The organism is Pseudomonas sp. S1_E05 (assembly GCF_056337105.1).
The window spans coordinates 6,167,811-6,180,185 of sequence record NZ_JBFRHM010000001.1 but is presented as its reverse complement, the minus strand read 5'-3'; the positions used below and the strand labels follow the sequence as shown (position 1 = coordinate 6,180,185).

Sequence of the window (12,375 nt, the reverse complement as noted above, 5' to 3'; positions counted from 1 at the left end):
TGGTATATGGTGCACTCGACAGGATTCGAACCTGTGACCGCTCGGTTCGTAGCCGAGTACTCTATCCAGCTGAGCTACGAGTGCATTTGTGTTTTTATACCAGATCACAACTGGTTGAAGCCAAGTCATTTACATCACTGCAAACAACTCTTAAATGGTGCACTCGACAGGATTCGAACCTGTGACCGCTCGGTTCGTAGCCGAGTACTCTATCCAGCTGAGCTACGAGTGCATTTGTTGCCGCGCATTATAGGCCGTCAAATCTTTTTGTAAAGCGCTTTTTTCTAGTAATTTCAACAACTTACCGAAGAAGCCAGATTACAACGTACTACGCAAATAATGGCGGAGAACGGGGGATTCGAACCCCCGACACCCTTTTGAGGTGTACTCCCTTAGCAGGGGAGCGCCTTCGGCCACTCGGCCAGCTCTCCGCAACACGGGGCGTATATTAACCAGCTTCTTCCCCGTTTGCAAACATAAAAAACGATAAAAATTAATGGCTTGGTTCTTCGTCCTTCTCTTTCTTTATACGCAGGTAAATTTCCTCACGGTGCACCGCAACCTCTTTCGGCGCATTGACGCCGATGCGCACCTGGTTTCCTTTGACGCCGAGCACGGTCACAGTGATTTCGCCATCACCGATGATCAGGCTTTCTGCACACCGACGAGTCAGAATCAGCATACCTTTCTCCTCACGCATTTCATTTCGGGAACAACAGTCTGCAAAAAAAAGGCACTCGACCGACAACCGCAACGATCGCTGCCCTACATGCCTGAGTATTGACCAGCGCAGACAAAAGAACGCTGCGCCATTCAAAAAAACAAAAGGGCGCGGTCAGACCGCGCCCTTTGGCAAACGCATCACTCGCCCTGGCGGGCCGGTGCGTCCAGTTCGAAAGCCGTGTGCAGAGCGCGCACAGCCAATTCCAGGTACTTCTCTTCGATGACCACGGAAACCTTGATTTCCGAAGTCGAGATCATCTGGATGTTGATGCTTTCCTTGGCCAGGGATTCAAACATCCGGCTTGCGACGCCTGCGTGGGAACGCATGCCGACGCCGACGATCGAGACCTTGGCGATTTTGGTGTCGCCCACCACTTCCCGGGCACCAATTTCACGGGCCGTGTTTTCCAGCACGCTCTGGGCGGCCTGGTAGTCATTGCGATGCACGGTGAAGGTGAAGTCGGTGGTGTTATCGTGCGCAACGTTCTGCACGATCATGTCGACTTCGATGTTCGCGGCGCTGATCGGGCCAAGAATCTTGAATGCAACACCCGGGGTGTCTGGCACGCCACGGATGGTCAGCTTGGCTTCATCGCGGTTGAAAGCGATGCCGGAAATGATCGGCTGTTCCATGGTTTCCTCTTCATCGATAGTAATGAGGGTGCCCGGACCCTCCTTGAAGCTGTGCAGTACGCGCAGCGGAACGTTGTACTTGCCGGCGAACTCCACCGCGCGGATCTGCAACACCTTGGAACCGAGGCTGGCCATTTCCAGCATCTCTTCGAAGGTGATCTTGTCCAGGCGCTGAGCCACGGGCACCACACGCGGGTCGGTGGTATAGACGCCGTCGACGTCGGTGTAGATCTGGCACTCGTCTGCCTTCAAGGCTGCCGCCAGTGCCACGCCGGTGGTGTCGGAGCCGCCACGACCGAGGGTGGTGATATTGCCGTGCTCGTCGACGCCCTGGAAGCCGGCGACAACCACCACGCGACCGGCCTTCAGGTCCCCACGAATTTTCTGGTCATCAATCTGCAAGATACGCGCTTTATTGTGAGCGCTGTCCGTCAGGATACGCACCTGGTTGCCGGTGTAGGACACCGCTGGCACGCCGCGCTTGATCAGCGCCATGGCCAACAGTGCAATCGTCACCTGCTCGCCGGTGGAAACGATCACGTCCAGTTCACGCGGAACCGGTTGACCTTCGCCACTGATTTGCTTGGCCAGATCGATCAGACGGTTGGTTTCGCCGCTCATTGCAGACAGCACAACCACCAGGTCATCGCCGGCATCGCGGAATTTCTTAACCTTGTCGGCAACCTGCTCGATTCTCTCGACAGTGCCGACCGAGGTGCCTCCAAATTTCTGTACGATCAAAGCCATTTCAAAGCCGCCTCTGCCCATGAAGGGCGCCCAAATAATCACTCAAACAGCGCGCCGGCCCGCCACGGGGCCGCGGGCCGGGCACGCTGCCTTATAAACCCTGCTCTACAAATGGAACGGTCAGGGCCAGTGCCGCGTCCAGTGCGTCGGCGTCGGTACCACCGCCTTGCGCCATGTCCGGACGACCACCGCCCTTCCCGCCCACTGCCGCAGCGGCCTGCTTCATCAAATCACCGGCTTTGAGTTGGCCAGTCAGGTCTTTGGTTACGCCTGCAACCAGAACGACCTTTTCCTCATGGACACTGCCGAGCAGGATCACTGCGCGGCCGAGTTTGTTTTTCAGTTGATCGACCAGCGCCAGCAGCGCCTTACCGTCCTGACCGTCCAGACGGACGGACAGCACTTTCACACCCTTGACGTCCAGGGCGGAAGCCGACAGATCGTCGCCCGCCGCGCTGGCTGCCTTGGCTTGCAACTGCTCGAGTTGTTTCTCCAGCAGACGGTTGCGCTCCAGCACAGCCGACAGCTTGTCGATCAGGTTGTCGCGGCTGCCCTTGACCAGGCTGGCCGCTTCCTTGAGTTGTTCTTCGGCAGCGTTCAGGTACGCCAGTGCCGCTGCACCGGTGACGGCCTCGATACGACGCACACCTGCCGCCACACCGCCCTCGCTGATGATTTTCAGCAGGCCGATGTCGCCGGTACGGTTGGCGTGGATACCGCCACACAGCTCGACGGAGAAATCACCGCCCATGCTCAGCACACGTACGCTGTCGCCGTACTTCTCGCCAAACAGCGCCATGGCGCCTTTCTTCTTGGCGGTGTCGATGTCGGTTTCTTCGGTTTCAACGGCGGAGTTCTTGCGGATCTCGGCGTTGACGATGTCTTCCAGTGCCTTGATCTGTTCAGGCTTGATCGCTTCGAAGTGGCTGAAGTCGAAACGCAGGCGCTGGCTGTCGACGAGCGAACCTTTTTGCTGCACGTGATCGCCCAGCACTTTGCGCAACGCGGCGTGCAGCAAGTGGGTAGCCGAGTGGTTCAGCGAAGTGGCATGACGCACGTCGGCTTCGACCTGGGTTTGCACCGGCGCCGCAATGGTCAGGTTGCCCAAGGCCTGCACGCCGTGGTGCAGGAATGCGCCGCCGGTCTTGGTGGTGTCGCGCACGTCGAAACGACCGCTGCCGGTCTGGATGTAGCCGCAGTCGCCGATCTGGCCACCGGACTCGGCGTAGAACGGCGTCTGGTCGAGCACGACCACGCCCTCTTCACCTTCATTCAATACGTCGACCGATTGCCCGTCCTTATAGAGAGCAACGATTTTCGCCGAGCCGCGGGTGGCGTTGTAACCGGTAAATTGGGTGTCCACATCAACCTTGACCAGGCTGTTGTAGTCCATGCCGAAGGAGCTGGCGGAACGGGCGCGGACGCGCTGGGCTTCCATTTCACGCTCGAAGCCTGCTTCGTCGAGGGTCAGGTTGCGTTCGCGAGCGATGTCACCGGTCAGGTCCATCGGGAAGCCGTAGGTGTCGTAGAGTTTGAACACCACGTCGCCCGGCACCACGTCGCCCTTGAGCCCGGCCAGATCCTGCTCGAGGATTTTCAGGCCCTGCTCCAGGGTCTTGGCGAACTGCTCTTCTTCAGCCTTGAGCACGCGTTCGATGTGCGCCTGCTGGGATTTCAGTTCCGGGAAGGCTTCGCCCATCTCGGCGACCAGGGCCGCGACGATCTGGTAGAAGAAGCTGCCCTTGGCGCCCAGCTTGTTGCCGTGACGGCAGGCGCGACGGATGATCCGGCGCAGTACGTAACCACGGCCTTCGTTGGACGGCAGCACGCCGTCGGCAATCAGGAAACCGCAGGAACGAATGTGGTCAGCCACGACTTTCAGCGAAGCCTGGGCGTCATTGGTGCAACCGATGGCCTTGGCCGACGCGTTCAGCAGGCTCTGGAACAGGTCGATTTCATAGTTCGAATGAACGTGTTGCAGCACGGCACTGATACGCTCCAGGCCCATGCCGGTGTCCACCGACGGCGCAGGCAGCGGGTGCAACACGCCGTCGGCGGTGCGGTTGAACTGCATGAACACGTTGTTCCAGATTTCGATGTAACGGTCGCCGTCTTCTTCCGGCGAGCCCGGTGGGCCACCCCAGATGTCGGCGCCGTGGTCGAAGAAAATCTCGGTGCAAGGACCGCACGGGCCGGTGTCGCCCATGGTCCAGAAGTTGTCGGAGGCGTACGGCGCGCCCTTGTTGTCGCCGATACGGACCATGCGCTCGGCCGGAACGCCGACTTCCTTGGTCCAGATGTCGTAGGCTTCGTCATCGCTGGCGTAGACGGTGACCCACAGTTTTTCTTTCGGCAGGTTCAGCCACTTGTCGGACGTCAGGAAGGTCCAGGCGTACGTGATCGCATCGCGTTTGAAGTAGTCGCCGAAGCTGAAGTTACCCAGCATTTCGAAGAAGGTGTGGTGACGGGCGGTATAACCGACGTTTTCCAGGTCGTTGTGCTTGCCGCCGGCGCGCACGCATTTCTGGCTGCTGACGGCGCGGGTGTACGCGCGTTTTTCCTGGCCCAGGAAGCAGTCCTTGAACTGGTTCATCCCCGCGTTGGTGAACAGCAGGGTCGGGTCGTTGCCCGGAATCAAAGAGCTGGAGGCTACACGGGTGTGGCCTTGCTCTTCGAAGAAGCGAAGGAAGGCTTCACGGATTTCTGCGCTTTTCATTAGGTTCTTCCACGGAGGCTGCGGCCAAAGGCCTGTTCGAAACGTCACCAGACGAAACGACGGCAAAGGGCCGCATTATATCGGCCCTGCGCGCGGGGTACAGCGTGTTTATACGATAGAAACGGTCAATTGGACCGCTAACGCTATCACTTATGTGAAAACTCGACGAATGTCGCGACGACTTGCTCGATTTGTGTGCGGCTGACGTCCATGTGCGTCACCATTCTCAGACGGGCGGCAGCGCTGAGTTTGATCCCGCGTTCAGCGGCAAACGCTTTGAGTGCCTCGGCTCTGTCGCCAATCTGCACATAGACCATGTTGGTCTGCACCGGCTCGACCTCGTACCCCGCTGCGCGCAGGCCGTCGGCCAGATGCTGGGCGTTGGCGTGGTCATCGGCCAGGCGCTGGACGTTGTGGTCCAGCGCATACAGCCCCGCTGCGGCGAGGATGCCCGCCTGGCGCATGCCGCCGCCGACCATCTTGCGCAGGCGCCGGGCCTTGGCGATCAGTTCGGCGGAGCCGCACAGCACCGACCCCACCGGCGCCCCGAGACCTTTGGACAGGCAGACCGACACCGAATCGAAATGCTGGGCAATTTCGCGAGCCTCCACCCCAAGCTTGACCGCTGCGTTGTACAGGCGGGCGCCGTCCAGGTGAAGCTGCAGGCCATGTTCACGGGTGAATCGGTGTGCCTCGGCCAGATACGCGAGCGGCAACACCTTACCTTGCATGGTGTTTTCCAGCGCCAGCAAACGGGTGCGGGCGAAGTGGAAGTCATCCGGCTTGATCGCTGCCGCTACCTGCGCCAGATCCAGCGAGCCGTCGGCCTGGACTTCCAGGGGGTTGAGGCTGGATCGAGCCGAGCACTGCGGCGCCGCCGCCTTCGTACTTGTAGGTGTGAGCCTGTTGGCCAACGATGTACTCGTCGCCACGCTCGCAATGCGCCATCAATCCCAGCAGGTTGCTCATGGTGCCCGTTGGCACGAACAACGCGGCGGCAAAACCCAGGCGCTTGGCCAACTCGGCCTCCAGACCATTGACCGTCGGGTCTTCGCCGTAGACGTCGTCCCCGGTGGCCGCCCCGGCCATTGCGTCGAGCATCCCTGGAGTCGGTTGGGTGACGGTGTCACTGCGAAGATCGATAACGCTCATGAATCTGGCCTCGGTTTGCAGGAGATGATTGTCAGAGGGGATTACTGCGGTCATGAGCGCAATTAATCAACCCTTGGGGGCGGCTGATCCAACAAAAAAACGATGGCAATCATCTGAAAGCATCAATGCGTGCACGGGAAAGATATGTTACAAAAGCTGCGCCGCCAGACATTCTGCCGGCAAAACGTTCTCAGGGCGGGGTGTAACTCCCCACCGGCGGTAATTGCGCGCAACGCGCATAGCCCGCGAGCGCTTGGTGACAGCACGGCTTTGGTCGTGGTGGCGGCAAGGTCAGCAGACCCGGTTTGATTCCGGGGCCGACGGTCATAGTCCGGATGAAGAGAGAACGGGATTAACGCCAAAGGGCCGCCTGCGAGCACTCGTGCGAGCGCGTACCCTTAGATCCCCTTCGATTCATATGCCCTGTTTTTTCATTAAACAGGAGTCAGAACATGCAACCCACCGCAATCGATAGCAAAGGCAAACACCCTCATGGCGAGCGCGTCGCGTTCATCCAGGCGTGCTGGCACAAGGAAATTGTCGACCAGAGCCGTAAGGGTTTCGTCGCAGAAATGCTTGCCCAGGGTTACCAGGAATCGGACATCGACTTCTTTGAACTCGGCGGCGCCTTCGAAATCCCGCTGCACGCCAAGTTGCTGGCCAAGACCGGCCGTTATGCCGGCATCGTCGCCGCCGGCCTGGTGGTGGATGGCGGCATCTATCGCCATGAATTCGTCGCCCAGTCGGTGATCAGCGGCCTGATGCAGGTGCAACTGGAAACCGAAGTGCCAGTGTTCTCAGTCGTATTGACCCCGCACCACTTCCATGCCGGCGAGGAACACCAGAAATTCTTCTTCGAGCATTTTGTGCACAAGGGCCAGGAAGCGGCGAGGACGTGTGCGGATACGCTGAAGAAAGTGCGGGCGCTGCATCGCACTGAGCCGCGTGCGGTAGCGGTGTAATTCCCTCACCCAAAACTGTGGGAGCGGGCTTGCTCGCGAATAAGGTGTTTCAGTCGCCATAAGTGTTGACTGATGCACCGTATTCGCGAGCAAGCCCGCTCCCACAGGGGTATGTGCGTGGCTCAGGCCAGGTTTTCGTCAGTAGTCGGCACGATCAGGATGCCCGCGCGCAAGCCGTTCTTGACCTTCGGGTTGGGGAAAATGATCCGGGCGCCCTCTTCCTCGATGATCCAGCGGGTCTGGGCGATGTCTTCGGCCAGCAGGTAACCCACTTCCAGTTCCGAAAAATTCTCGATGTCCGCCGGCAGGTTCAGGCGGAAGCTGTCGCTGTGCTTGATGATTTCGCGCGCCACGCTGAATAGCTGCAAGCCGTCCAGCTGGGCATCGGCCTGGGACGGTTCGTTGCCTTCGATAATCTGTTTGAGGCGAGTTTCCAGCAGGTTGACGTTGACTCCATCGTTCTGCCCGAACGGCCGCGCCTTGCCCAGTTCCAGAGTGAAGGACTCGGCCCCCAGCTTGTCGTAGGTGTAGGAGCTGAAGACGATGGACGGCTTGTTCTGCAACAACACCGCTTCCATACCCGCGGCACGCAGGCGCACCAGTTCACGGCGCGAATGCTGGCGACCTTCTTTCCACGGGTACAGCGCGAATTGCTCGATCTTCGATCCACGGATCGCCGTGTGGAGGTCGTAGTGCAGCCGTTCACGATCCGGCAGGCTGAAGAAACTCGCCGCCAGGCGCTCCAGTTCACAGGCGCGCAGCGCCTCTGAACCGCTGCTTTGTTCGTGACGGCCGTTGAACAGCCGATTGACGTCCTGCTCGACGAAGCGCTCGCCCTTGCGAATCGCTTCAGGGTTGCCGAACAGGAACAGGATACGGGCGCGCGGCTTGAGGTCGCCGCGGGCGATGTCGTGCAACAGCCGATCGAGCAATTCGATCGGCGCTGTTTCATTGCCATGGATGCCCGCCGACAGCAGCAGGTCCAGGCCATTGTCACGGGCTTCGGGCGGCCGGACTTCCAGCGCGCCCTCGCTCAACCAGCGCATGCGCACGCCTTCGACAGTCAGTTGAGTCTTCTCCGCCGGTTCACGGCCGGCGAGGGTCAGTTCAAGCAGTTTGCCGAGGGCGAGCATAGAGCGGTTCCCTTAGTGGTCGTGGTTGCAATCCGGGCCGTGAACGTGACCGTCTTCGTCGCCGAGGTCAGCCGGTTCCATCTCCAGTTGCAGACTTACCAGATTAGTCGCCAATGGGCGAAGCAGCAGGTTGGCGTATTCGGCGTCACCTTCTTCAACATCCACGCCGATCAGCAGTTGGCCGCGACCGTCATGCTGGATCCACAGCTCCTTGCCTTGCCACAGGACCGCGACGCGGGTGCAGGAGGTTTCCAGTTGCGTGCCGTCGGTGTCTTCAAGGATCAGCTGCAGGGTATCGCTCATGTTTTTTACGCTCTCGACTTCAATTGATCTGGAAAGGATAAACCGCGCCCAGTTTAAGGATTTGTGTCAGTTCATCCAGTGCCGTCCGGCACTCAAGCAGCAATTGCGGGTCCGCCAGGTCGCTTTCGGCCATGCGGTCGCGGTAGTGCTTGTTCACCCATTCGGTGAGGGTGCCGTACAACGGTGCCGTCATGATAACCCCTGGGTTGACGGCCGCCAGTTCGGTTTCATTGAGCGCCACGCGCAGCCTCAGGCAAGCTGGACCGCCACCGTTCTGCATGCTTTGCTTGAGGTCGAACACCTTGACCTCGCGAATCAGCCCGCCCGAGCTGGTCAAACCCTGCAGGTATTGCCAGACACGTTCGTTGCCACGGCATTCTTCCGGCACGATCAACAGCATGGAGCCGTCAGGACGCGACAGCAGTTGGCTATTGAACAGGTAGGACCGAACCGCGTCTTCGACGGTTACCGCCGAACGCGGTACGCACACCGACTGAAATTTCCCACCGACCTTGGCGAGCTTGTTCGCCAGCTCAGCCAGCATTGTGTCGGTCTCGAGGAAAGCGTCCTCATGGTAGAACAGCACTTCGCCATTACCGACGGCGATCACGTCATTATGGAACACGCCCTGGTCGATCACTGACGGGTTTTGCTGGGCGTAGACCACGCCTTCGTCCTTCAGGCCGTGCAGGCGCGCGACGGCCTGGGATGCTTCGAGGGTTTGACGGGCCGGGTATTTCTGCGGCGCCGGGTAGCGAGTGTCGAACGCGCTGCGACCGAACACGAAGAACTCGACGCCGGCTTCGCCGTACTCACGGCAAAAACGCGTGTGGTTGGCCGCGCCTTCGTCACCGAACTGCGCCACCGCCGGCAACGCGGCGTGGTGGGCGAAGTGTTTCTGATCAGCGAACATCGCCCCCAGCACGCGGCTGGTGGTGGGGTGCTCGATGCTGCGGTGGTATTTGCAGTTGAGGTTGGCGGCGGTGAAATGCACACGCCCATCGGCCGTATCGGCGCTTGGGCTGACCGTGGCGGCGTTGGCCACCCACATGCTCGACGCCGAGCAACTGGCTACCAGCAGAGGCATGGCCTCTTTGGCGGCGCGTTCGATCAACTGCGCATCGCTGCCGGCAAAGCCCAGGCGACGCAGCGCGGCGACATCCGGGCGCTCTTGTGGCGCCAGCACGCCCTGGGTAAAGCCCATGTCCATCAAGGCTTTCATTTTCGCCAGGCCTTGCAGCGCGGCTTCCTTCGGGTTCGAAGACTGCTGGCTGTTGCTCTGGGACGCGACGTTACCGTAGGACAAACCGCCGTAGTTATGGGTCGGCCCCACTAGACCGTCAAAATTGACTTCACAGGATTTCATCAGCGAGGCTCCACGAGGATCTGTTGTTATAGGCTTCAGTAACAATTTCTGAGATTGCGGCGTGGCCATCGCGGGCAAGCCCGCTCCTACAGGGGTTATGTGTCGGACACACATCCAGTGTGGGAGCGGGCTTGCTCGCGATGGGCATCACGCCATCTTCACGCCCGGCGTCAAAGTCGCCGGCATCACCAGGCTCGGGGTCTCCAGCGAGGCCACCGGGTAGGCGCAGTAATCCGCTGCGTAGTAGGCGCTGGCGCGGTGGTTGCCCGAGGCGCCGACGCCGCCGAACGGTGCGCTGCTCGCGGCGCCGGTCAGTTGCTTGTTCCAGTTGACGATACCGGCGCGGCTTTCCAGCCAGAATTGCTGGTAACGCGCCTCGGAGTCTGACAGCAAGCCAGCGGCCAGGCCGTAGGCGGTGTCGTTGGCTTCGGCAATGGCTGCCGCAAAATCAGCGTAGCGAATCACTTGCAGCAACGGGCCGAACAGCTCTTCATCCGGACGCTCGGCCACCGCCGTCACGTCCAGAATGCCTGGGGTCAGCAATGCCGCCTGGGCCTGGGGCTGGGTCATTTCCAGCAACGCCGTGGCGCCGTTGGCCAGCAGATGCGCCTGGGCATCCAACAAGGCCTTGGCCGCTCCCAGGGAAATCACCGACCCCATGAAGGGTGCCGGTTGCTGATCGAAGGCACCGACCTCGAGAGTCGAACTGACGGCCACCAGCCGTGCCAGCAACGCATCGCCCCAGGCGCCCTGCGGCACCAGCAGGCGTCGTGCACAGGTGCAACGCTGGCCGGCAGAGATGAACGCCGACTGGATGATGGTGTACACCGCCGCGTCCACGTCGGCGACCTCGTCGACCACCAGCGGGTTGTTGCCGCCCATTTCCAGGGCCAAGATCTTGTCTGGGCGGCCGGCAAACTGGTTGTGCAGATGATTGCCGGTACGGCTGGAACCGGTGAAGAACAAACCGTCGATGCCTGGATTCGCCGCCAGGGCGATGCCGGTTTCCCGCGCACCCTGGAGCAGGTTCAGCACGCCTGCCGGCAGGCCAGCTTCGATCCAGCACTTGACCGTCAATTCTGCGACTTTGGGCGTCAGCTCACTCGGCTTGAACAGTACGCTGTTGCCGGCCAGCAACGCCGGCACGATGTGACCATTGGGCAGGTGACCAGGGAAATTGTACGGGCCGAACACCGCCACCACGCCATGTGGCTTGTGGCGCAACACGGCGGTGGCGTCGCCCAGCGGGCCGCTCTTCTCGCCGGTGCGTTCGCGGTAACTCTGTACCGAAATGGCAATCTTGTTAACCATGCTGGTGACTTCGGTGGCCGCTTCCCACAACGGTTTACCGGTTTCCTCACCGATGGTGCGGGCCAGTTCATCCGCGTGATTTTTCAGCGCGGCGGCGAAGGCTTCCAGCACCGAGATGCGCTCCTCCAACGTACGACGAGCCCAATCGGGAAACGCCTGGCGTGCCGCCTGTACGGCCGACTCGACCTGGGCGGCAGTGGCGCCCTCGCCGGCCCACAGCACTTGCTGGGTCACGGGGTTCAGCGACTGAAAGGCTTCGCCCTGGCCGGCCAGCCATTCACCTGCGATGTATAACGAATTCATTATTTCGACTCCCGGGCAGCGGACAGCGGAACGGCGCGCACCTGATCGCCAGCGGTGAGTTGCAGGCGCTTGGCGGTCTGTTGGTCAACCACCAGCGTGCCGGCGGCGAAGCGTGCCGGTGCAGCCGTGATGCGGCAGTCTTCGCGCTTGCGGTTATGAATGATGAACGGCGTGGCGTCATCGCCCGGCGTGCCGATGGCCAGCACCAGCGCCTGGCTGTCGCGCACCGCGCGAATCTTGGCGGTTTCGCATTCGATGGCCGGGCCTGCGTCGAAGATGTCGACATAACCCTGATAGCTGAACCCCTCGCTGCGCAGCATCGACAGCGCAGGCTCGGTGTCCGGGTGCACCTGGCCGATGACGTTGCGCGCATCCGGCGACAGGAAGCAGGTGTACAGCGGAAACTTGGGCATCAGTTCGGCGATAAATGCCTTGTTGCCCACGCCCGTCAGGTAATCGGCCTGGCTGAATTCCATCTTGAAGAAATGCCTGCCCAGACTCTCCCAGAACGGCGAACGCCCGGCCTCGTCGGACACGCCGCGCATTTCGGCGATGATCTTGTTGCCGAACAGTTGCGGGAACTCGGCGATGAACATGAAGCGCGCCTTGGACAGCATGCGACCGTTCAGGCCGGTGCGGTAATCAGCGTGCAGGAACAAAGAGCACAGCTCGGAGTTGCCCGTCAGGTCGTTGGCCAGGAACAGGGTCGGGATTTCGCGGTAGATATTCAGCTCTTGCGAGGCGCTGACGGTCAGGCCGACGCGAAAGTTGTACCACGGCTCACGCAGGCCCACGGCACCGGCAATGGCGGAAATGCCGACGACACGGCCGTCGTCGTCCTCGAGCACAAACAGGTAGTCCGCATCGCCCCGCCCGGCTTCGCCGCGAAAGGTCTTCTCGGCCCAGCCGACCCGATGGGTCAGGCGTTCTTCGTTGGCCGGCAAGGTGGTCAGGCCGGTGCCGGTGCTGCGGGCCAGGTCGATCAGAGCGGGTAAATCGCTGCTGCGTACGGGACGAACGATCATG

9 protein-coding genes, 3 tRNA genes, 1 pseudogene and 1 riboswitch are annotated in these 12,375 nt (G+C 60.8%); of the genes and pseudogenes, 1 reads left to right on the top strand and 12 read right to left on the bottom strand.

Annotated elements, in window-relative coordinates:
- Positions 1–7: 7 nt before the first annotated feature.
- The 7 genes and pseudogenes from AB4N33_RS28575 to ltaE form a co-directional block, all read right to left on the bottom strand.
- A tRNA-Arg gene (locus AB4N33_RS28575) sits at positions 8–84 on the bottom strand.
- A 71-nt stretch (positions 85–155) separates the two neighbouring features.
- Positions 156–232: transfer RNA gene (locus AB4N33_RS28570), tRNA-Arg, on the bottom strand.
- A 108-nt stretch (positions 233–340) separates the two neighbouring features.
- Positions 341–431 (bottom strand) — tRNA-Ser (locus AB4N33_RS28565).
- A 62-nt stretch (positions 432–493) separates the two neighbouring features.
- Positions 494–682 carry a carbon storage regulator CsrA gene (csrA, locus tag AB4N33_RS28560; protein ID WP_002554426.1) on the bottom strand — a complete coding sequence of 63 codons (189 nt, stop codon included), beginning with the start codon at positions 680–682 and terminating at the stop codon, positions 494–496.
- A 179-nt stretch (positions 683–861) separates the two neighbouring features.
- Complete coding sequence (locus AB4N33_RS28555) at positions 862–2,103, bottom strand: aspartate kinase (protein ID WP_460141071.1); 1,242 nt, start codon at positions 2,101–2,103, stop codon at positions 862–864.
- A gap of 91 nt (positions 2,104–2,194) precedes the next feature.
- Positions 2,195–4,819 carry an alanine--tRNA ligase gene (gene alaS, locus AB4N33_RS28550; protein ID WP_476458727.1) on the bottom strand — a complete coding sequence of 875 codons (2,625 nt, stop codon included), beginning with the start codon at positions 4,817–4,819 and terminating at the stop codon, positions 2,195–2,197.
- A gap of 146 nt (positions 4,820–4,965) precedes the next feature.
- Positions 4,966–5,971: pseudogene (gene ltaE / locus AB4N33_RS28545) on the bottom strand (low-specificity L-threonine aldolase).
- Between the two features lie 182 nt (positions 5,972–6,153).
- Positions 6,154–6,323, top strand: a riboswitch (FMN riboswitch).
- 100 nt (positions 6,324–6,423) lie between these two features.
- Here ltaE and AB4N33_RS28540 point away from each other — a divergent pair.
- Positions 6,424–6,933, top strand: a complete 510-nt coding sequence (locus AB4N33_RS28540; protein ID WP_476458726.1) for a 6,7-dimethyl-8-ribityllumazine synthase — start codon at positions 6,424–6,426, stop codon at positions 6,931–6,933.
- A 122-nt stretch (positions 6,934–7,055) separates the two neighbouring features.
- Here AB4N33_RS28540 and astE read toward each other — a convergent pair whose 3' ends face one another.
- The 5 genes from astE to astA form a co-directional block, all read right to left on the bottom strand.
- Complete coding sequence (gene astE, locus AB4N33_RS28535; protein ID WP_476458725.1) at positions 7,056–8,066, bottom strand: succinylglutamate desuccinylase; 1,011 nt, start codon at positions 8,064–8,066, stop codon at positions 7,056–7,058.
- 12 nt (positions 8,067–8,078) lie between these two features.
- Positions 8,079–8,369 carry a topoisomerase II gene (locus AB4N33_RS28530; protein ID WP_476458724.1) on the bottom strand — a complete coding sequence of 97 codons (291 nt, stop codon included), beginning with the start codon at positions 8,367–8,369 and terminating at the stop codon, positions 8,079–8,081.
- Positions 8,370–8,388: 19 nt separating this feature from the next.
- Positions 8,389–9,735, bottom strand: coding sequence for an N-succinylarginine dihydrolase (gene astB, locus AB4N33_RS28525; protein WP_476458723.1), 1,347 nt, complete (start codon positions 9,733–9,735; stop codon positions 8,389–8,391).
- Between the two features lie 147 nt (positions 9,736–9,882).
- Positions 9,883–11,352 carry a succinylglutamate-semialdehyde dehydrogenase gene (gene astD / locus AB4N33_RS28520; RefSeq protein WP_460142105.1) on the bottom strand — a complete coding sequence of 490 codons (1,470 nt, stop codon included), beginning with the start codon at positions 11,350–11,352 and terminating at the stop codon, positions 9,883–9,885.
- Positions 11,349–12,374: an arginine N-succinyltransferase gene (astA, locus tag AB4N33_RS28515; protein WP_460121720.1), complete on the bottom strand. Its 1,026-nt coding sequence runs from the start codon at positions 12,372–12,374 to the stop codon at positions 11,349–11,351. Before astA ends, astD begins: the two co-directional genes overlap by 4 nt.
- Position 12,375: the final 1 nt, after the last annotated feature.